The organism is Pseudonocardia spirodelae (assembly GCF_037727765.1).
GTDB classification, from domain to species: Bacteria; Actinomycetota; Actinomycetes; order Mycobacteriales; family Pseudonocardiaceae; genus Pseudonocardia; species Pseudonocardia spirodelae.
In genome coordinates, this window is the sequence record NZ_JBBJUP010000003.1 from 19,566 (window position 1) to 38,895 (window position 19,330).

Here is a 19,330-nt window from a genome sequence, read left to right on the forward strand (position 1 = left end):
GTGCAGCCGCGCCCGGGACCGTCGCCGAGACCGGTGCCGTCACCACCGGCACCACCGTCACCGAGATCGAGCTCGCCGTCGGCGGCATGACCTGTGCGTCGTGCGCCCACCGCATCGAGCGCAAGCTCAACAGGCTCGACGGCGTCACCGCCACCGTCAACTACGCCACCGAGAAGGCCCGGGTCAGCGCCCCGGCCGGGATCGGGCTGGACGCGCTCGTCGGCACCGTCGAGGCGGCCGGCTACACCGCGACCCCGCCCGCCGACGGCGCCGACGGGGACGCCGACGCCGGGCACGACCTCGACGACCTGCGCGACCGGCTGGCCGTCGCGGCCGTGCTGTCGGTGCCCGTCGTCGTGCTGGCGATGGCCCCGCCGCTGCAGTTCGTCGGCTGGCAGTGGGCCTCGCTGCTGCTCACGCTGCCCGTCTGGGGCTGGTCCGGGGCGCCGTTCCACCGCGCCGCGTGGACCAACGCCCGGCACGGCGCGGCCACCATGGACACGCTCGTCTCGATGGGGACCACCGCCGCACTGGCCTGGTCGCTCTACGCGCTGTTCCTCGGCACCGCCGGGATGCCCGGCATGGTGCACCCGTTCGAGCTGACCGTCTCGCGCACCGACGGCGCCGGGAACGTCTACCTGGAGGTCGTCGCCGCGGTGACGACGTTCGTGCTGGCGGGGCGCTGGGTCGAGCTGCGCTCACGGCGCCGGGCCGGGGCCGCGCTGCGCGCGCTGCTGCAGCTCGGCGCCAAGGACGTCACCGTGCTCCGTGCCGGCGTCGAGGTCCGCGTCCCGGTCGCCGAGCTGGCCGTGGGCGAGGAGTTCGTCGTCCGGCCCGGGGAGAAGATCGCCACCGACGGCGAGGTCGTCGAGGGCCGCTCCGCGGTCGACGCCTCGATGCTGACCGGCGAGTCGGTGCCGGTCGAGGTCCGCACCGGGGACACCGTCGTCGGCGGCTGCGTGAACGCCGGCGGCCGGCTCGTCGTGCGGGCGAGCCGGATCGGGTCCGACACCGCGCTGGCGCAGATGGCCCGCCTGGTCGAGGAGGCGCAGAACGGCAAGGCCGAGGTGCAGCGGCTCGCCGACCGGATCTCCGCGGTGTTCGTGCCGCTGGTCGCGGTCGTCGCCGCCGCGACGCTGCTGGTCTGGATCCTCACCGGTGCACTCGCCGCCACCGCGTTCACCGCGGCCGTCGCCGTGCTGATCATCGCCTGCCCGTGCGCGCTGGGTCTCGCGACGCCGACCGCACTGCTCGTCGGCACCGGACGCGGCGCCCAGGCCGGCATCCTGATCAAGGGCCCGGAGGTGCTGGAGTCGACGCGGCGGGTGGACACCGTCGTGCTGGACAAGACCGGCACCGTCACCACGGGCACGATGTCACTGGTCGCCGTGCACACCGACGGCGGCACCGACGGCGGCACCGACGAGGCCACGGCGCTGCGCCTGGCCGGATCGGTCGAGCGCGCCTCCGAGCACCCGGTCGCGGCCGCGATCGCCGCCGCCGCGGCGGAGCGGACCGGACCGCTCGCACCGGTCGTGGACTTCCTCAGCCACGAGGGGCTCGGCGTCGAGGGCGTCGTCGACGGGCACCGGGTCCTGGTCGGACGCCCGCGGCTGCTGGAGGAGGCCGGGATCGGCACGCCGGACGGGCTGAGCGGCGCCGCGGCCGACGAGGCCGCGCGCGGGCGCACCGCGGTCGTCGTGGCCTGGGACGGGCGGGCCCGCGCCGTGCTCGTCGTCGCCGACACCGTGAAGCCGACCTCCGCCGAGGCCGTCGCCGAGTTCCGCAGGCTCGGGCTGCGCCCGGTCCTGCTGACCGGCGACAACCGCGCGGTCGCCGAGACCGTCGCGCGCGAGGTGGGCATCGAGCCGGGTCCGGACACCGTGATCGCCGACGTGCTGCCCGCGGACAAGCTCGCCGTCGTCGCGCGGCTGCAGGAGCAGGGACGGGTCGTGGCGATGGTCGGCGACGGCGTCAACGACGCCGCCGCGCTGGCCCGGGCCGACCTCGGCCTGGCCATGGGCACCGGCACCGACGTCGCCATCGAGGCCTCGGACATCACGCTGGTCCGCGGGGACCTGCGGGCCGCCGCCGACGCCGTCCGGCTCGCCCGGCGCACCCTGCGCACGATCAAGGGCAACCTGTTCTGGGCCTTCGCCTACAACACCGCCGCGATCCCGCTGGCCGCGCTCGGGCTGCTCAACCCCATGATCGCGGGTGCGGCGATGGCGGTCAGCTCGGTGTGCGTGGTGCTCAACAGCCTGCGGCTGCGCCGCTTCCGGCCGCTGGCGGGCTGAGGCCGGGGCCGCCCCACCGGCCGTCGCGGCCCGGGGGGCGGTCCCACCGGCTGCACGATCTCAACCGGAGGGACCTGTGCCGACGATCGCCCCGGGAACGACGGCCGGCATGGTCCCCGGGTACCCGGTCGCGCCGCGTCCACACCCGCCCCCGCCGCCGGGGGTCAGTCGCCCAGGAAGTGCTCCAGCGTGATCGGCAGTGACCGGACCCGCACGCCGGTGGCGTGGTGCGCGGCGTTCGCGACGGCCGCGGCCACCCCGACGATCCCGATCTCCCCGATGCCCTTCGCGCCCACCGGGTTGACGTGCGGGTCGTCCTCCTCGACCCACTCGGCGTCGATGTCGCCGACGTCGGCGTTCGCCGCCACGTGGTAGCCGGCGAGGTCGTGGTTGACGACGTGCCCGCGCCCCGGGTCGACGACGCCCTCCTCGTGCAGCGCCATCGACAGGCCCCACACCATGCCGCCCAGGAACTGCGAGCGGGCGGTGAGCGGGTTGAGGATCCGGCCGGCCGCGAACACGCCCAGCATCCGCGGCACCCGGATCTCGCCGGTGTCGGCGTGCACGGCGACCTCGACGAAGTGCGCACCGTGGGCGCCCATCGCGTACTCGGCCATCGCCGGGTTGTGCCCGGCAACGCCGTCGGCCTCCGAGCCGTCGTCGGGGTCGGTGCCCCACTTGTCGCGGAACCGGTCGGCGGCCTCGACGATCGCCGTCGCCCAGGACGCGGTGCCCGCCGAGCCGCCCGCCATCGTGGCGTGCGGCAGGCCGGTGTCGCCGAGGTTCAGGTCGACCTGTGACGCCGGGACGCCCAGCGCCTCCGCCGCGACCAGGGTGAGCACGGTGCGCGCGCCCTGCCCGATGTCGGCGGCGGCGATGTCGACCCGGTAGCGGCCCGGGGCACCGCCGGGGGCGCCGGCGTCGTAGCGGATGCCCGCGGCCGAGCCGGGCATGGCGAAGCTGGGGAAGAACGCGGCGGCCACCCCGGTGCCGTGCCACCAGCCGTCGACGAGGCGGGTGCGCGGGCGCGGGTCGCGCCCGGCCCAGCCGAACCGGTCCGCGCCGCGGCGCAGGCACGCGACGAGGTTGCGGCTGGAGAACGGCCGCCCGGTGTCCGGGTCGGCGTCGGGCTCGTTGCGGATCCGCAGCTCGACCGGGTCGATCCCGAGCGCGACGGCCAGCTCGTCCATCGCGGACTCGGCCCCGAAGCTGCCGGGGGCCTCGCCGGGGGCGCGCATGTAGGTCGGTGTCGACAGGTCCAGCGGCACCACCCGGTGCGAGGTCCGCCGGTGCTCGGCGGCGTAGAGGTGGCGGCTGATGACCGCGGTCGGCTCGCCGAACTCGGCCATCCGCGCCCCGGACTCGACGACGTCATGCGAGACCGACACCAGGCGGCCGTCGGTGCCGGCGCCGAGCCGCAGCCGCTGCACCGTCGCCGGGCGGTAGCCGGTGGTGTCGGTCATCTCGCGGCGCGAGAGCGCGAGCTTCACCGAGCGGCCGGGCACCGCCCGCGCGGCGAGCGCGGTCAGGACCGACCCGGCGTGCAGCGTGCCCTTCGTGCCGAACCCGCCGCCGACGTGCGGCGACACGACGGTGACGCCGTCGTCGCCGATGCCGAACAGCGCGGCGATCTGGCGGCGGGCGTCCCACACCGACTGGCTCGCCTCGAACAGGGTGACGTGCTCGCCGTCCCAGCGGGCGACGGTCGTGTGCGGCTCCATCGGGTGGTGGAACTCGATCGGCGTCGTGTAGGTCGCCTCGACGCGCACCGCGGCCGCGTCGAACGCCGCGTCGGGGTCACCGGTGCTGGTGTCCGGCGGGAACGCGACCACGACCTCGGGCGTGTAGGCCTCCGCCGAGTCCGGGTCGAACGCGGTGGTGGCGGGCTCGGCGTCGTAGTCGACGACGACGGCGTCGGCGGCCTCGCGGGCCGCCTCCGGGGTCTCGGCGAGCACCGCGGCGACGTACTGCCCGCGGTGGTGCACCACGGCGGACTGCAGCACCGACTGCTCGGCGCCGGCCTCGCCGCCGAGGCGCGGGGCGGTGTCGGGGGTGAGCACCGCGACGACGCCGGGCACGGCCGCGGCCGCGTCGGTGTGCACGGCGCGGACCCGGCCGCGGGCGATCGTCGCGCCGACCCCGCGCAGGTGCAGCGGCTGCGCGGCGTCCTGCTCGTAGGCGTAGACGGCGTTGCCGGTGACCTTGGCGGGCCCCTCGACGCGGGTGAGGCCCGGACCGGCTGCGGTGGTGGTCATGCGACCTCCGTCCCGTGCGCGGCGAGCGCACGCAGGGTGGCGGTGACCGTGCCGGCCACCAGCGGGATCTTGAAGGCGTTGCCGCCGGCCACGGTGTCGACCGCGCGGGCGCCGTCGGTCTCGGCCGCCGCGGCGGCGCGGAACGCCTCGTCGGTGGCCGGCCCGCCGCGCAGCGCCGCCTCGGCGCGGGTCGCGCGCCACGGCCGGTGCGCGACGCCGCCGAGCGCGATCCGCACGTCGCGGACGGTGCCGTCGGCGCCGACGTCGAGCGCGGCGGCCACCGACACCAGCGCGAACGCGTACGACGCGCGGTCACGGACCTTGCGGTACGCCGAGCGGGCCGCGACCGGCGAGGCGGGCAGCTCGACGGCGGTGATCAGCTCGCCGTGCTCCAGCACGGTGTCGCGCGACGGGTCGGCGCCGGGCAGCCGGTGCAGTTCGGTGGCCGCGACGGTCCGCTCGCCCGCCGGCCCGAGCACGTGCACCCGGGCGTCGAACGCGGCGAGCGCGACCGCCATGTCCGACGGGTGGGTGGCGATGCACTCGCCCTCGCCGGCACCGAGGATCGCGTGGTGGCGGGCCCATCCGGTCCGTGCCGAGCAGCCCTGGCCGGGGTCGCGCTTGGTGCACGGCGCGGTGAGGTCGGCGAAGTAGGAGCAGCGGGTGCGCTGCAGCAGGTTGCCGCCGGTGGTGGCCATGTTGCGCAGCTGCCCGGAGGCACCGGCGAGCAGCGCCGCGGACAGCGCGGGGAACGCGCTGCGCACCCGCGGGTCGGCCGCGACGTCGGTGTTGCGCGCGCCGGCGCCGATGAGCAGGCCGCCGTCGTCGGTCGGGGTGATCGCGGTGGACAGCAGCCCGGTGACGTCGACGAGCGTGCCCGGCTCGGCCACGCCCAGCTTGAGGTGGTCGACGAGGTTGGTGCCGCCGGCGAGGTAGGCCGCGGACGGGTCGGCCGCGACGGCGGCGACGGCGCTCGCGGCGTCGGCGGGACGGGTGTAGGCGAACGGCTTCACCGGCCCTGCACCGCCCCGTGCGCGACGGAGTCGACGGCGTCGACGATGCCGCGGTAGGCCGCGCAGCGGCACAGGTTGCCGCTGAGCCGCTCGGCGATCTCGGTGCGGTCCAGCGCGGCCGGGCCGTCGCCTGCCAGGTCGGCGGTGACGGCGCTGGGGTGCCCGGCGGCGGCCTCGTCGAGCATCCCGACGGCCGAGCAGATCTGGCCGGGGGTGCAGTAGCCGCACTGGTAGGCGTCGTACTCGACGAAGGCCGCGGCGAGCGGGTGCAGCTCGTCGCCCGAGGCCGGGCCGAGCCCGTCGGCGGTGGTGACCTCGGCGCCGTCGTGGGCGACGGCCAGTGACAGGCAGGACAGGACGCGACGGCCGTGCCCCGGCGCACCGGGGTCCTCGCCGGGCCCGCGCAGCAGGACGGTGCAGGCGCCGCACTGGCCGTGGTCGCAGCCCTTCTTGGCGCTGGTGACGCCGAGCCGGTCGCGCAGCGCGTCGAGGACGGTCGTGCGGGTGTCGACGGTCAGCTCGTGCCGGCGGCCGTCGACGGTCAGTGAGATCGTGGAGTCCACGACGGATGCCTCCTTCTCCGCGGTGGCGGAGGTGGTGGTCGGGAGACGGACAGCGACCGAAACGGAGTCGCCTCCGGTAAAGCTACGGAACAGCGTTCCGGTTACGCAACCCGGAGACCGGCGAGGAAGAACCTGACCGCCCGGCGCGCGTCGTAACGCGGGTCGCCGTCGGCACCCACGCACAGGTTGCCGATGCCCCGCAGGACCTCGTAGGCGGTGACGTCGTGCGGCACCTGCCCGGCGTCGGCGGCGGCCGCCACGATGGTGGCGCACGCGGGCAGGACCCGCTCGAGGAACAGCGAGTGCAGCGCGGCGGACCGGCCCGAGTCCTGGCTCAGCGCGCCGGCCAGGCCGTGCTTGGTCACCAGCAGGTCGACGAAGGTCCCCGCCCAGTCCAGCAGGGCCCCGTACGGCGTCGCGGCGGCGTCGAGGCAGGTCCGCGCCGCCGCCGCGCAGGACTCGATCTGGTGCCGGTAGACCGCGACGACCAGGTCCGGCCGGGTCGGGAAGTGGCGGTAGACGGTGCCCACGCCGACTCCGGCGCGGGCGGCGACCGCCCGCACGGGCGCGTCCACGCCGTCGGTCACGAACACGGCGGCCGCCGCCTCGAGCAGGGCCGACCGGCTGCGGCGGGCGTCCGCCCGCACCGGCTCCTCGCGCGTCCCCATGGCACCTCTCCCTCCGGCACGGCCGGGCCCGATCTCCGGAACGTCGTTCCGTACCGTATCCGGAGCAACGTTCCGCTTCATCTCCCGGAGGTCCCGCCGCGTCCCGGCCCTGGGTCGGCATCACGACCGCCGGTCGCCGAGGGGATCGTGCCGGCGGGGTTTAGCCACCGGGGTGTTCCGGTCATCGCTCTCCCATGACGCCTCAGCGGCACGCCCTGATCTCCGGGGCCGGCATCGCCGGCACCGCGCTCACCCTGCGCCTGGCCGCGTACGGCTGGCGCAGCACCGTCGTCGAGCGGGCGCCGCGGCGCCGCGACGAGGGGCAGAACATCGACGTCCGCGGCGCGGCCCGCGACGTCCTGCGCCGGATGGACCTGGAGGACGCCGTGCGGGCCGCCGGCACCCGTGAGGCCGGCTTCCGCGTCGTCGGCGACGGCGGCCGGGCCGTCGCGGAGTTCCCGGTCATCGCCGGCGACGGCGACGGCCCCACCGCCGAGCTGGAGATCCTGCGCGGGGAGCTGTCCCGGGTGCTGCTGGAGGCCACGGGCCCGGAGGTCGAGGTCCGCTTCGGCACGACGGTCACCGACGTCGACGACCGCGGCGACCGGGCCCGCGTCGCGCTCGACGACGGCAGCACCGTCGCGGCGGACCTGGTCGTCGTCGCCGAGGGGCTGCGCTCGCGCACCCGCGACCGCCTGCTCGGCGGCGCGACGGTCCGCGAGACCGGCATGTACCTGGCCTACCTGACGATCCCGCGGCTGCCCACCGACGACCCGTGGTGGAGCTGGCACCACCTGCCCGGGTCGCGGGGCGTGCACCTGCGCCCGGACAACCTCGGCACCACCCGCGCCATGCTGACCTTCCTGTCCGGCGTGCGCGGGCTGGAGACCCTGGCCCCCGGTGACGTGCGCACCCTGCTGCACCGCACGTTCGCCGACGCCGGCTGGGAGGCCCCGCGGATCCTGCGCGAGCTCGACGACGCCCCGATGTACTTCGACGCGGTCGGGCAGGTGCGCGCACCGCGGTGGAGCTCGGGACGGGTGGTGCTGCTCGGCGACAGCGCGCACTGCCCGTCCCCGCTCGGCGGCGGGGGCACCAGCCTGGCGCTGATCGGCGCGTACGTGCTGGCCGGGGAGCTCGCGCGGACCCCGGGCGACACCGCCGGGGCGCTGGCCCGCTACGAGCGCCTGCTGCGGCCGGCCGCCGAGGCCGCGCAGCGGCTCCCCCCGCTGACCCTGGCCAACCCGCGGACCGCGGCCGGGATCCGGGTGCTGCACACCGCGGCCCGCGCGGCCGCGAGCCCGGCCGGCCGCGCGCTGGGCGGGCTGCTGACCGGCCGGATCACCCCTGCGGTGAACGCGTTCGTGCTGCCGGACGTCCCGGCGCCGCCGGGCGCCGCGGCGTCCTCACGGCCGCCCACCACCACGCGGTGACGACGGCGGCCAGCCACGCCCCGCCCAGCGTCCAGCTGGTCAGCACGTCGGTCGCCCAGTGCACGCCCAGGTAGAGCCGGCTCAGGCTGATCGTCAGCACCACGGCCGCGGCGGCGGCCACCACCGCGACCCGCAGCCAGGCCGCCCGCAGCGCGGGCACCAGCACGACCGCGACGATGCCGACGATCACGAGCGCCCCCAGCGCGTGCCCGGAGGGCAGCGAGGCGTCCGGCTCGACGGCCAGCCGGGTCGCCACCGGCGGGCGGCTGCGGCCGTAGACGTCCTTGAACAGGGGCACCAGCACGGCCACCCCGGCCGTCGCGACGGCGACCGCGGCGGCGTCGGCCGCGCGCCGGGCCACCAGCAGCACGACGACGGCCGCCCCGGCCAGCAGCAGCGTGCCGTTCGTCCCGCCCCAGCGGCTGACCGCCTCCATCGCCGCGGTCAGGCCGGGGCTGCGGTGCGCCACCATCCAGTCGAGCACCGGGCGGTCGAGGACGGTGACCCGGTTCGGGGCGTCCTCGACGGCGTCGACGACCACGGACTGCGCGGCGTAGAGGGCCACCGCCGCTCCGCTGCCCCAGAGCACGGGACCGGGCAGCCGGAGCCCGTGGTGCAGGGCCGGACCGAGGGTCACCAGCCCGGCCTGGCGGGCGCACAGGACGACCGCGACCAGCACCCAGCCCAGTGCCATGGCCAGGCCCGCGGCCTGCTGGGCGTCCGCGTACTGCACGGCTGCTCCCCGTTCTTCCGTCCTGCAACGACCGGGCCAGTGTCGCGCCGGGACGCTGTGGTGACGCTGAGAGCGGGACCGGGGAATCGACGGAACCGTCACGAAGAGGTCACGGAATCGTGGGCACGGGAGGTGACCACGGGCCGGTGGAATCGACGGGAATTCGCCTGATCCCGCACTAACGGACGATGTCCCCGCAGGTGACGGCGTCGGAATTCGCGTCACTCGATCGAGTGATGATCGATTGTCGGGACCATTCCCCGGGGCCCACCCGACAATTCCGCGGACGGCCCTCCCCCGTAACGTCCGGGCCGTGATCGAGCTCGAGGGGGTCTCCAAGGTCTACCGGACGGGGGCCCTGGAGCTGCGGGCGCTGGACCGTGTCGACCTGCACGTCGAGGACGGCGACCTCGTCGCGATCATGGGCCCGTCCGGGTCGGGCAAGTCCACGATGATGAACATCCTCGGCTGCCTCGACGTCCCGACCGAGGGCACCTACCGGCTCGACGGCGTCGACGTCGGCGCGCTGTCGGACAACCGCCTCGCCGACATCCGGCTGCAGAAGATCGGCTTCGTCTTCCAGTCGTTCAACCTGCTGCCGCGCACCTCCGCCGCCCGCAACGTCGAGCTCCCGCTCGTCTACGCCGGCGGCCCGGACCGCCGGGGCCGGGCGCAGCGGGCACTGGCCCGGGTCGGTCTCGCCGACCGCGCCGGGCACCGACCCAACGAGCTGTCCGGCGGCCAGCAGCAGCGCGTCGCCGTCGCCCGGGCGCTGGTCACCGACCCGTCGATGATCTTGGCCGACGAGCCCACCGGGAACCTCGACACGACCTCGACGACCGACGTCATGAACCTGTTCGTCGAGCTGAACGAGGCGGGCCGCACGGTCGTGCTCATCACCCACGAGCCCGAGGTCGCCGAGTTCGCCAAGCGGGTCGTGACCCTGCGCGACGGCCGCATCGTCGGCGACGAGCGCCGGTGAACATCGGCGAGTCCGCGCGGATCGCGGTGCGGGGGCTGCGGGGCAGCCCGCTGCGCTCCCTGCTGACCATGCTCGGGATCATCATCGGGGTCGCCGCGGTGATCGTGCTCGTCGCGTTCGGCAACGGGCTGCAGCGCTTCGTCGCCGACGCGTTCGGCCCGCTGGCCAACCAGATCCAGATCACCCCCGACCGCGGCGGGATCAGCGGCTCCGGCTCGGCCCGCGACCTGACCGACGCCGACATCCGCGCGCTGCGCGACCGGACCGACGCCCCGGCGATCGCGTCGGTGAGCCCCTCGGTGACCGGCTCGGCCCAGCTGCAGCTCGCCGGCGGCGGCTCCTACCGCAGCGGGGTCACCGGCGCCGAGGCCGACTACCTCGACGTGAGCAACCGCGAGCTCGTCGTCGGGTCCTTCTTCGACGAGCGGCAGGCCACGACCCGGGCGAAGGTCGTGGTGCTCGGGCCGAACCCGGTCGCGTCGCTGTTCGGCGGCCGGGCCGGGGACGCGCTGGGCTCGGAGATCCGCATCGGCCGTACCACCTTCCGGGTCATCGGGGTGCTCGCGGCCAACGGCCAGCAGGACGACGTCGCCGTGCTCCCGCTCGGCGCGGCGCGCGCCTACCTGACCGGCGGCGGCGACGTCGTCGACCAGATCACCGTGCGGGCGGTGTCCACCGACGCCGTCCCGCAGGCGGTCGCCCAGGCCACCTCGATCCTCGACGACCGGCACCGCATCGACGACCCCGAGGACCGCGACTACACCGTCACCGCCCTGCAGAGCCTGCTCGACCAGTCCTCGCAGGTCCTGAGCTTCGTGACGATCTTCGTCGCGGCCGTCGCGGGCATCTCGCTGCTCGTGGGCAGCATCGGCGTCGCGAACATCATGCTGGTCACGGTGACCGAGCGGACCCGCGAGATCGGCATCCGCAAGGCGATCGGGGCGCGCCGCCGGGCGATCCTGCAGCAGTTCCTCATCGAGGCGATGGTGCTGACCGGCATCGGCGGGGTGATCGGCATCCTGCTCGGCGTCGGGGTGTCCGCGCTCGCCGGTGTCGTCCTGCCCCGCCTCGTGCCCGACTTCCCCGCCCCGTCCGTGTCCGCCGGATCGGTGGTGCTCGCGTTCGGCGTGAGCCTGCTGATCGGGCTGCTCGCGGGCGGGTTCCCTGCCAACCGGGCCGCGCGCATGCGGCCCATCGACGCGCTGCGCCACCAGTGACGGCCCGGCCGAGGAGGACTCCCATGACCCGACTGCGACTCGCCGGCGGCCTCCTGCTCGCCGCATCGCTGGGCCTCACCGCCTGCACCGGCGACTCCGCTCCCCCGCCGACGGCGGTCGTGGACCGCGGGGTCGTCACCACCGGGGTGTCCGCCTCCGGGTCGCTGGTGTCGATCACCCAGCAGAACCTGGGCTTCGCCGACGGCGGCCGGGTCGCCGAGCTGCTCGTCGAGGTCGGCGACACCGTCGCCCCCGGCCAGCCGCTGGCCCGCATCGACGACGCGGCGGCGCAGTCGCAGCTCGCCGCCGCGCAGGCCGGGCTGGACCAGCAGCAGGCGTCGCTGGGCAAGCTGACCGGTGCGAACACCGTCGAGGCGGCGCAGGCCGCGCTGGCCTCGGCCCAGTCGGTCCTCGACGCGACCCGCGGGCAGGTGGCGGCGACGAACGCGGCCAACGACACCGCCGTGGACCGGGCGCAGGTGCAGCTGAAGTTCGACCGCACGCAGTACGCGGCCGCGCAGCGGCAGCTGGAGTCCGACCGCGCCGCCTGCAGACGGGCCGGCGGGACCACGAGCACCGCGACCCCGGCACCGACGGCGGGCGCCGAGGAGTCCGGCTCCGGCGGCGGCCTGCTCGGCGGGCTGTCCGGCGGCGGGTCCGGCGCGTCGGGCGGGTCCGGGCTCGGCTCGGCGACGACCGACCCGTCGTGCAGCGCGATCGCCGCCGACGAGCAGGCCGTCACCACCGCGAAGGGCCAGGTCATCGCCTCGCAGACGGCGCTGTCGCAGGCCGAGGGCAACCGCGACACCGGCGCCGCGTCCGGCCGCGTCTCGATCGCGAACGCCGAGAGCGCGGTGTCCGACGCCCGCTCCCAGCTCACCGGCGCGAACAACGACGCCCCCGCCGACGTCGCGGTGCAGGGCGCGGTCGTCGCCGACGCCCGCAACACCCTCGCCGACGCCCAGCGGGCCGTCGACGACACGACCCTGCGCGCCCCCGTCGCGGGCACCGTCTCGGCGATCAACGGCGCGGTCGGCGACACGGTCCCGGCCGCGAGCGCGGCGACCGCACTCGCCCCGGGCACCGACGCCCGCATCCCCGACGCGGTCGGTGCGGCCTCCGCGGCCGGGTCCGCGGGGGCGTCCGGGGCGGCCCGGGCCGCCACCGGGGGCGGCGCACCGTTCCTGACGCTCAACGACCTGCAGACCTACCAGCTCGTGGTCCCGTTCGAGGAGAGCGACGCCGCCCGGGTGGCGGCCAACCAGACCGTCGACGTCACCGTCGACGCGCTGCCCGGGCTGAGCCTGCCCGCGACGGTCGTCGCCGTCGCGCCGACCGCGGACCAGGTCTCCGGGGTGGTCAGCTACTACGCGACCGTCGTGCTCAACCGGACCGACCCGCAGCTGCGCGACGGCCAGACCGCCCAGGCCGACGTGCGCACCCAGGCCCGCGACGGCGTCCTGCGGGTCCCGAACACCGCGGTGCGCCAGGAGGGCGGCCGCTCGGTCGTCGACGTCCCCGGCCCGGACGGCACGCCCCAGGCCCGCCCGTTCGAGCCCGGTCTCGTCGGCGACGAGTTCACCGAGGTCCGCTCCGGGCTCGACGACGGCCAGACCGTGCAGCTGCCGCAGGCCACCGTCGAGGCCACCCCGGGCCGGCCGGGCGAGCGGGGCGGCGCCGGCGGGAACTGAGCCCGGCCGGCCCCGTCCCGGCCGGGTCAGCCGCTCATGCCGCCGTCGATGGCGAAGGTCGACGAGGTGACCATCGCGCTCGCGTCGGAGGCGAGGTAGAGCGCGGCCCGCGCGATCTCCTCGGTGGTGGTGTGGCGGCCCAGCGGGATCATCGCGTCGAAGTCCACCGCGGCGGCGGCCTGGTCCTTGCCGGTGGCGCGCATCTCGATGTCGTCCTGGAACGGCGTCGAGGTCGGGCCGGGGTGCAGCGTGTTGACCCGGATCCGGCGCGGCGCGAGCTCCTTGGCCGCCGAGCGCATGAGCCCGACCTGCCCGTGCTTGGCCGCGACGTAGGCCGACAGGTCGCCGAACCCGACCAGCCCGACGACGCTGGAGGTGATGACGACGCTGCCGCCGTCGTTCATGTGCGGGGTCGTGTGCTTGAGCATGTGGAACGCGCCGAGCACGTGGATCGACAGGGTGCGGGCGAAGACCTCCGACGGGTAGTCGGTGATCGGGGCGAGCTCGCCGGAGTTGCCGGCGTTGGAGAACAGCACGTCGTAGCGGCCGTAGTGGGCACTGCCGGCCCGCAGCGCCTCGGCCACCGCGCCCTCGTCGGCGACGTCGGCCACCGTGGCCAGCGCGTGCTCGGCGCCCAGCTCCTCGGCGGCGGACTTCAGCTTCGCCTCGTCGATGCCGACGAGGTGCACCCGCGCCCCCTCGGCGACGAAGAGCCGGGCGGCGGCCAGGCCGATCCCGCTCTCCCCTCCGGTGATCAGCGCGACCTTGCCCTCGAGTGCACCCATCGTCGGGTCTCCCTGTGTGTCGGTGGCGTCCGCCGGCCGGTCACGACCGGTGTGCGCTCTCTCCTACCGGACCCCGGCGGCCACCGAAAGGTCTGATCGGTTGTGCATGACCGATCGGCGCGCGCTCGCCCCGTCGTGACGTCCGCTCACCGAGGCCCGGGTGTCGTTCGTTCGGCCGCGCACCGATCGCTGCCAGGGTGGGTGGGGCACTGTCCGACGCGGCCACCGGGCCGCAGCGAGAAGGGAAGCCCCGTGGGCGACATCGCCGGCAAGGTCGACAAGGCATACGAGTCCAAGAGCATCGAGGAGCTGGCCGCCGCCCCGGTCGCCGCGCTGCAGGGCGTCTCCGACGCCGACGCGCAGCACCTGAAGGACGCGTTCAACATCACGACCGTCCGGGACCTGGGCACCAACAAGTACTTCCTCTGGGCGCAGGCCATCGCCAAGCTCGCGGACTGACGCCGGCGGGGTGCGGGCCGTCCGGCCCGCACCCCGTGCGCGCTCCTCCGTGGTGGCCCCTCCGGACGGATGCCCGATCCTGCCCGGGGGTCTCGTGACCAGGAGGGACGTCGTCCGGACCGTCGCGTCAGCGGGCGACGCGGGGGTGCACGTCGGTCGGCCGGTCGTCGTCGCGGGGCTCCTGGCGGGTGTTCCCGTCCCGCGCCGGACGAGCGAACTCCGAGGTCGCGTCGGACTCGGCGTGCTGCTCACGGATCGCCTCCTGCGCCGACTCCGGGAGCTCGTGCATCATCGCCTCCACCCGCTCCCGCCGACGGTGCACCGCCTGCCGGTCCGGCATCCCCGTCGACGCCACCAACTGCGGCTTCATCGGCGGACGCCCCTCCAGCTCACCCGCCTCCTCCATCTCCCGCGCCGCCTGCGCCGCGTCCTTCTCCTCCGACATCCCGATCGGACCCTCACGACGCCCGTTGAGGAACTGCGCCACCACCGGCTCGTCCGAGGTCAGCAACACCTCCCGCGGACCGAACATCGCCAGATGCTTGCGATACAACAACCCGATGTTGTCCGGCACCGTCTGCGCCGAATTGATGTCATGGGTCACGATCAGGAACGTCGAGTCCGTCATCGCGTTCAGATCGATGATCAACTGATTCAGATACGCCGTCCGCACCGGATCCAGACCCGAGTCCGGCTCGTCGAACAAGATGATCTTCGGATCCAGCACCAACGCCCGCGCCAGCCCCGCACGCTTGCGCATCCCACCCGAGATCTCCCCCGGCAGCTTGCCCTCCGCACCCACCAGACCGACCATGTCGATCTTCTCCATGACGATGTCGCGGATCGCCGACTCCGACTTGCGCGTGTGCTCCCGCAACGGGAACGCGATGTTGTCGAACAGGTTCATCGACCCGAACAACGCACCGTCCTGGAACAGCACCCCGAACAGCTTGCGGATCTCATACAGCTCGGACTCCGAGCACCGGCACAGGTCGACGCCCTCGATGACGATCGAGCCCTTCTCCGGCTTCAACAGCCCGATCAGCGACTTCAGGAACACCGACTTCCCCGTACCCGACGGGCCCAGCAGCACCGACACCTCGCCCGGGGGCAGGGTCAGCGTCACGTCCGACCAGATGTTGGCCCGACCGAAGGACTTCGTCAGCCCCTCGACCTTCACCTCGACACCCGTCATGGGCGGCCTCCTCCCGTGTCGACGACAGGGTCGCACCGCGACGGCGTCGGGGCGAGCGCCCGGACGATCAGACCCGGCCGTCGACCCCCACCATCCGCAGCGCGAACTCGGCGAGCTGCCAGGCCACCTCGTTCTCCCCCGGGCCGCCGTCCTCCCGGAACCAGACCGCGACGCCCATGCCCTGGTCCAGGATCGCGTAGGCGGCGAGCCGCGGCGACGCCACACGGAACACGCCGGCCGACACGCCCTCGGTGATCAGCCGCCGGAACCGGAGCTCGTAGTCCGACCGCAGGCCGAGCACACCCGCGCGGTGCGGCTCGGTGAGGCTGCGCAGCTCCCGGTTGCCGACGAAGGCCTCCACCCGGTGGCGGGCGTGGAAGCGCACGTGCGCCTCCACGGCCCGCCGCAGCCGCTCGACCGGGTCGGTGACCCCGGCGACCGCCGCGTCGTGCCCGGCCAGCAGGGCGCGCATCGTCGCGTCGATGACCGAGGCGAGCAGCTCCTGCTTGGAGCGGACGTGCTTGTACAGGCTCGGCCCGCGGATCCCGACGGCCGCGCCGATGTCGGCCATCGTCGTCGCCTCGTAGCCACGGCGGGCGAACTCCGCCAGTGCCGCCGCCCGGATCTCCTCGCCACGCACGGCTAACACCCTATAGCTGAAGTGTGACCTCAGGCTCCCCTCACTGGATACGGGTGCATGATGCTGCTAGAAGTCGGCTAACAGTCATTAGCCAGCGGAGGACTCATGGCCGTCGATCTCGCCCACGACCCCGACGTCGCCGCGCTCGCGGAGCGCACCGCGCGGTTCGTCCGGGAGGTGGTGATCCCCGTCGAGGAGGCGCACGACGGTGTCCTGCCCTCCGAGGCCGCCCGGGTCGAGCTGCAGGACGCCGCGCGGGCCGCGGGGGTGTTCGCGCCGCACGCGTCGCCGGAGTTCGGTGGGCACGGCCTGGACATGCGGGCCCGTGCCGCGGTGTTCGAGGAGGCCGGGTACTCCCTGCTCGGGCCGATCGCGCTCAACATCGCCGCACCCGACGAGGGCAACGTGCACATGCTCGAGCGGATCGCCTCCGAGCAGCAGAAGGCCCGGTACCTCGCCCCGCTCGCGGCCGGCGACGTCCGCTCCTGCTTCGCGATGACCGAGCCCGCACCGGGCGCCGGCTCCGACCCCGACGCCCTGGCGACGACGGCGACCCGGGTCGACGGCGGCTGGCGGATTGACGGCCGCAAGTGGTTCACCACCGGCGCCGACGGGGCCGCGTTCGCCATCGTCATGGCGCGCACCACCGGCGTGCCCGGCGACCGGGGCGGCGCGACGATGTTCCTCGTCGACGCCACCAACCCCGGGATGACGGTCGGCCGCCACATCCCGACGCTGGACGAGTCGCTGTTCGGCGGGCACCTGGAGGTGGAGTTCTCCGATTGCCGGGTCGACGACGACGCCGTGCTCGGCGAGGTCGACCAGGGCTACCGCTACGCGCAGGTCCGGCTCGGGCCCGCCCGGCTGACGCACTGCATGCGCTGGCTGGGGATCGCCCGCCGGGCGCAGGACATCGCCGTCGCCTGGGCCGCCGGGCGGCAGGTGTTCGGGTCGCGGCTGGCCGATCTCGGCATGGCCCAGGCCATGATCGCCGACAACGAGATCGACATCGCGGCGTCGCGGGCGCTGATCCTGCGGGCCTGCTGGGAGCTCGACCGCGGCGCACCGGCCGGCACCGAGGTCTCGATCGCGAAGACCTTCGCCGCCGAGGCCGTGTGGCGGGTGGTGGACCGGGCGGTGCAGCTGAGCGGCGGGCGCGGGGTGTCCGGGGACGTGCTGCTCGGGCGCTTCCTGCGCGAGGTCCGCCCGTTCCGGATCTACGACGGCCCGTCGGAGACCCACCGCTGGTCGATCGCGAAGCGCACGGTCGGGCGCCACCGCGCGGAGCAGGCCCGATGAGCGCCGCGCACACCACCCAGGACGGCCCCGACCCCGCCGCGCTCGACCTCGCCGTCCTCGACGTGTTCCTGGCCGGGCACGTCGACGGCTACCGCGGCGGCGTCACCGCCGAGCTCGTCTCCGGCGGGCGCTCCAACCTCACCTACCGGGTCACCGACGGCGAGCACGTCTGGATCCTGCGCCGGCCGCCGCTGGGCACGCTGACGCCCTCGGCGCACGACATGGGTCGCGAGTTCCGGGTCACCGCGGCGCTGGCCGGCAGCGGCGTGCCGGTCGCCCCGGCCGTCGCCCTGGCCGACGCGTCGGTGCTGGGGGTGCCGTTCGCCCTCACCGGGTTCGTCGACGGGCTCGTGGTGCGCAGCGCCGAGGACCTCGGCGCCCTCGACGACGACACCGTGCGCGCGACCGCGTTCGCGCTCGTCGACACGCTCGCCGCGCTGCACGCCGTGGACGTCACGAGCGGGCCGCTCGCGCAGCTGGGCCGCCCGGCGGGCTACCTGCGCCGCCAGGTCGACCGCTGGTACGGCCAGTGGCAGCGCGTCCGCACCCGCGAGCTCGCCGACGTCGAATCGCTGCACGCGCTGCTCGACCGCAGCTGCCCCGCCGAGAGCGACCACGCCGTCGTGCACGGGGACTTCCGCATCGACAACGCCATCCTCGACCGCGACGACCCCACCCGGGTCCGCGCACTGGTCGACTGGGAGATGGCGACCCTCGGCGACCCGCTCGCCGACCTCGCGCTGCACACCGTCTACGGCGACCCGACGTTCGCACCGGTGCTGGCCGGGTCCGCGGCGTCCACCAGCCCCCGGATGCCCGGGGCCGGGGAGCTCGTCGGGCGCTACACCGCGGCGTCCGGCCGGACCCTGCGCGACTGGGCGTTCCACCGCGGGCTGGCCTACTTCAAGTCCGCGGTCATCGCCGAGGGCATCCACGAGCGGCACCTGCGCGGCGACACCCGCGGCGACGGCTTCGCGACCGTCGGGGAGGCGACGGCACCGCTGGCCGCCGCCGGACTCGCGGCCGCCCGCGACACCGGCGGCTGACCGGGCCCGTGGACCGCACGCCCCGGGAGAATCTCGGTTCGTGAGAGAGGCGGCCGCCACCATTCTTCGTCCCTTCTTGCTCCGGTCGGCCCTGATCCCGGGGCCGTCGCGGAACGCACGATGAACGGGTGCAGCACCATTTCCCGGAATGCTCCCCCGATCTCGGCGACGGTCCCGGCGCGGCCCCGACCGGCGAGATGCCCAACCACGAACGGATGCGGATGCGGGCGGCCGCGATGCGGGCGGCCGCGTCCTACCCCGGCCCGGTCGGTGAGCTGCTCGTGCAGGAACTGGAGGCGTGGGAGGAGTTCGGGCACCGGCTCGGCGGTCACGCGCTGATGACACGGCTGGTCACCTACCTGCTCGGCGACCGCTGAGCGGGCCGCTCCGCCGCGGGCGCGCACCGCTCAGGACGACGGGCGGGCGCGCCGGACCTCGCCGACGACGGTGTGGACACCGGCGTAGCTGCCCTCGGGCAGCGAGGTGAGGAGCCGGCGGACCGGGCCGCTCACGCCCCAGGCGTCGGCCTCGGCGATGATCCGCCAGCGGGGCACCGGGAAGTCGAGCCCGGCCAGGACCTGGTGCAGGGACCAGCGCAGATGCCGGTCCAGACGGTCCTGGGGGTCGGGTTCGTCGGGCACGGCCCGCAGGTCCGCGGCGTCGCGCACCACGGCCAGCGGCCTGCGCGCGAGCGGCCGGGACGGCGCGGCACCCGGGACGCTGCGCGGGCCACCGGCCCGTCCCCCGGGCAGGATCACCAGGGCGGGCACGGGCCGGGCGGTCACGCGCCGGGCTCCGTCGGTGTGGTGGGCTCCTGCGAGCCCGTGCACGACGGGTCGTCGCGCAGGTGCCGGAAGCTGCGCGGCGTGCGCAGCAGCGGATGGGACGGGTCCGGGTGGTGCGCCACCAGGCACGGCCGCCTCGGCGGGATCGCCGCCCAGCACCGCTCGCACAACCGGGTCTCGACGTCGTTCGGCATCGGGTCGCTCCCCCGACGGGCCCGGCCCTGGTGGCCGGAACGGTACGATCCAGGGTCGCGGCGGTCGGCGAATCG

The 19,330-nt window shown here is 75.2% G+C and carries 19 protein-coding genes; 9 read left to right on the forward strand and 10 right to left on the reverse strand.

Annotation, left to right across the window (positions count from 1 at the left end; translation table 11 throughout):
• Positions 1-86: 86 nt before the first annotated feature.
• Positions 87-2,297 (forward strand): heavy metal translocating P-type ATPase, encoded by a 2,211-nt coding sequence (locus WJX68_RS04170; protein WP_340286650.1) that lies wholly within the window; start codon positions 87-89, stop codon positions 2,295-2,297.
• A 164-nt stretch (positions 2,298-2,461) separates the two neighbouring features.
• On the opposite strand, the gene WJX68_RS04175 is transcribed toward WJX68_RS04170, so the two are convergent.
• From WJX68_RS04175 to WJX68_RS04190, 4 genes are all read right to left on the reverse strand, one after another.
• Positions 2,462-4,552: a xanthine dehydrogenase family protein molybdopterin-binding subunit gene (locus WJX68_RS04175; protein ID WP_340286245.1), complete on the reverse strand. Its 2,091-nt coding sequence runs from the start codon at positions 4,550-4,552 to the stop codon at positions 2,462-2,464.
• The gene (locus WJX68_RS04180; protein ID WP_340286246.1) at positions 4,549-5,565 is read right to left on the reverse strand and encodes an FAD binding domain-containing protein; all 1,017 of its coding nucleotides are present in this window, start codon (positions 5,563-5,565) and stop codon (positions 4,549-4,551) included. The genes WJX68_RS04175 and WJX68_RS04180 overlap by 4 nt, the downstream gene beginning before the upstream one ends.
• The gene (locus WJX68_RS04185) at positions 5,562-6,128 is read right to left on the reverse strand and encodes a 2Fe-2S iron-sulfur cluster-binding protein (RefSeq protein WP_340286247.1); all 567 of its coding nucleotides are present in this window, start codon (positions 6,126-6,128) and stop codon (positions 5,562-5,564) included. Before WJX68_RS04185 ends, WJX68_RS04180 begins: the two co-directional genes overlap by 4 nt.
• Positions 6,129-6,229: 101 nt before the next feature.
• On the reverse strand, positions 6,230-6,796 hold the full coding sequence (locus WJX68_RS04190) for a TetR/AcrR family transcriptional regulator (protein WP_340286248.1): 567 nt from the start codon (positions 6,794-6,796) through the stop codon (positions 6,230-6,232).
• A 194-nt stretch (positions 6,797-6,990) separates the two neighbouring features.
• Between WJX68_RS04190 and WJX68_RS04195 the strand changes: the two genes are divergently transcribed.
• The gene (locus tag WJX68_RS04195) at positions 6,991-8,229 is read left to right on the forward strand and encodes an FAD-dependent monooxygenase (RefSeq protein ID WP_340286249.1); all 1,239 of its coding nucleotides are present in this window, start codon (positions 6,991-6,993) and stop codon (positions 8,227-8,229) included.
• Here the strand turns inward: WJX68_RS04195 and WJX68_RS04200 are convergent.
• On the reverse strand, positions 8,138-8,962 hold the full coding sequence (locus WJX68_RS04200) for a phosphatase PAP2 family protein (protein WP_340286250.1): 825 nt from the start codon (positions 8,960-8,962) through the stop codon (positions 8,138-8,140). The two genes, WJX68_RS04195 and WJX68_RS04200, sit on opposite strands and share 92 nt — an antisense overlap.
• Positions 8,963-9,275: 313 nt before the next feature.
• Between WJX68_RS04200 and WJX68_RS04205 the strand changes: the two genes are divergently transcribed.
• From WJX68_RS04205 to WJX68_RS04215, 3 genes are read left to right on the forward strand one after another with little or no spacing between them, the layout of a single operon-like run.
• A complete protein-coding gene (locus WJX68_RS04205) occupies positions 9,276-9,944 on the forward strand; it encodes an ABC transporter ATP-binding protein (RefSeq protein ID WP_340286251.1) in 669 nt (222 codons plus the stop codon).
• Entirely contained in the window at positions 9,941-11,161 is a 1,221-nt protein-coding gene (locus WJX68_RS04210) for an ABC transporter permease (RefSeq protein WP_340286252.1), read from the forward strand. The genes WJX68_RS04205 and WJX68_RS04210 overlap by 4 nt, the downstream gene beginning before the upstream one ends.
• Before the next feature lie 23 nt (positions 11,162-11,184).
• Positions 11,185-12,852: an efflux RND transporter periplasmic adaptor subunit gene (locus WJX68_RS04215; protein ID WP_340286253.1), complete on the forward strand. Its 1,668-nt coding sequence runs from the start codon at positions 11,185-11,187 to the stop codon at positions 12,850-12,852.
• A gap of 26 nt (positions 12,853-12,878) precedes the next feature.
• Here WJX68_RS04215 and WJX68_RS04220 read toward each other — a convergent pair whose 3' ends face one another.
• Positions 12,879-13,637, reverse strand: coding sequence for an SDR family NAD(P)-dependent oxidoreductase (locus tag WJX68_RS04220; RefSeq protein WP_340286254.1), 759 nt, complete (start codon positions 13,635-13,637; stop codon positions 12,879-12,881).
• Between the two features lie 252 nt (positions 13,638-13,889).
• On the opposite strand from WJX68_RS04220, the gene WJX68_RS04225 reads away from it, so the two are divergent.
• Positions 13,890-14,096: a hypothetical protein gene (locus WJX68_RS04225; protein WP_340286255.1), complete on the forward strand. Its 207-nt coding sequence runs from the start codon at positions 13,890-13,892 to the stop codon at positions 14,094-14,096.
• A 127-nt stretch (positions 14,097-14,223) separates the two neighbouring features.
• On the opposite strand, the gene WJX68_RS04230 is transcribed toward WJX68_RS04225, so the two are convergent.
• Both WJX68_RS04230 and WJX68_RS04235 read right to left on the reverse strand, forming a co-directional pair.
• The gene (locus WJX68_RS04230) at positions 14,224-15,291 is read right to left on the reverse strand and encodes an ABC transporter ATP-binding protein (protein WP_340286256.1); all 1,068 of its coding nucleotides are present in this window, start codon (positions 15,289-15,291) and stop codon (positions 14,224-14,226) included.
• Between the two features lie 67 nt (positions 15,292-15,358).
• Positions 15,359-15,931 (reverse strand): TetR/AcrR family transcriptional regulator, encoded by a 573-nt coding sequence (locus tag WJX68_RS04235; protein WP_340286257.1) that lies wholly within the window; start codon positions 15,929-15,931, stop codon positions 15,359-15,361.
• Positions 15,932-16,036: 105 nt separating this feature from the next.
• Between WJX68_RS04235 and WJX68_RS04240 the strand changes: the two genes are divergently transcribed.
• From WJX68_RS04240 to WJX68_RS04250, 3 genes are all read left to right on the forward strand, one after another.
• Positions 16,037-17,230, forward strand: a complete 1,194-nt coding sequence (locus WJX68_RS04240; protein ID WP_340286258.1) for an acyl-CoA dehydrogenase family protein — start codon at positions 16,037-16,039, stop codon at positions 17,228-17,230.
• On the forward strand, positions 17,227-18,276 hold the full coding sequence (locus WJX68_RS04245) for a phosphotransferase family protein (RefSeq protein WP_340286259.1): 1,050 nt from the start codon (positions 17,227-17,229) through the stop codon (positions 18,274-18,276). Before WJX68_RS04240 ends, WJX68_RS04245 begins: the two co-directional genes overlap by 4 nt.
• Before the next feature lie 128 nt (positions 18,277-18,404).
• On the forward strand, positions 18,405-18,653 hold the full coding sequence (locus WJX68_RS04250) for a hypothetical protein (protein WP_340286260.1): 249 nt from the start codon (positions 18,405-18,407) through the stop codon (positions 18,651-18,653).
• A gap of 30 nt (positions 18,654-18,683) precedes the next feature.
• Here WJX68_RS04250 and WJX68_RS04255 read toward each other — a convergent pair whose 3' ends face one another.
• Positions 18,684-19,061: a DUF2795 domain-containing protein gene (locus tag WJX68_RS04255; RefSeq protein ID WP_340286261.1), complete on the reverse strand. Its 378-nt coding sequence runs from the start codon at positions 19,059-19,061 to the stop codon at positions 18,684-18,686.
• The gene (locus WJX68_RS04260; protein WP_340286262.1) at positions 19,058-19,255 is read right to left on the reverse strand and encodes a hypothetical protein; all 198 of its coding nucleotides are present in this window, start codon (positions 19,253-19,255) and stop codon (positions 19,058-19,060) included. Before WJX68_RS04260 ends, WJX68_RS04255 begins: the two co-directional genes overlap by 4 nt.
• Positions 19,256-19,330: the final 75 nt, after the last annotated feature.

What these genes read in the sequence shown, in the direction of transcription:
- WJX68_RS04170 (WP_340286650.1), top strand. Translation starts at nt 87, where the DNA reads ATGACCTGTGCGTCGTGCGCCCACCGCATCGAGCGCAAGCTCAACAGG.
- WJX68_RS04175 (WP_340286245.1), bottom strand. Translation starts at nt 4,552, where the DNA reads ATGACCACCACCGCAGCCGGTCCGGGCCTCACCCGCGTCGAGGGGCCC.
- WJX68_RS04190 (WP_340286248.1), bottom strand. Translation starts at nt 6,796, where the DNA reads ATGGGGACGCGCGAGGAGCCGGTGCGGGCGGACGCCCGCCGCAGCCGG.
- WJX68_RS04195 (WP_340286249.1), top strand. Translation starts at nt 6,991, where the DNA reads ATGACGCCTCAGCGGCACGCCCTGATCTCCGGGGCCGGCATCGCCGGC.
- WJX68_RS04215 (WP_340286253.1), top strand. Translation starts at nt 11,185, where the DNA reads ATGACCCGACTGCGACTCGCCGGCGGCCTCCTGCTCGCCGCATCGCTG.
- WJX68_RS04220 (WP_340286254.1), bottom strand. Translation starts at nt 13,637, where the DNA reads ATGGGTGCACTCGAGGGCAAGGTCGCGCTGATCACCGGAGGGGAGAGC.
- WJX68_RS04230 (WP_340286256.1), bottom strand. Translation starts at nt 15,291, where the DNA reads ATGACGGGTGTCGAGGTGAAGGTCGAGGGGCTGACGAAGTCCTTCGGT.
- WJX68_RS04240 (WP_340286258.1), top strand. Translation starts at nt 16,037, where the DNA reads ATGGCCGTCGATCTCGCCCACGACCCCGACGTCGCCGCGCTCGCGGAG.
- WJX68_RS04245 (WP_340286259.1), top strand. Translation starts at nt 17,227, where the DNA reads ATGAGCGCCGCGCACACCACCCAGGACGGCCCCGACCCCGCCGCGCTC.
- WJX68_RS04260 (WP_340286262.1), bottom strand. Translation starts at nt 19,255, where the DNA reads ATGCCGAACGACGTCGAGACCCGGTTGTGCGAGCGGTGCTGGGCGGCG.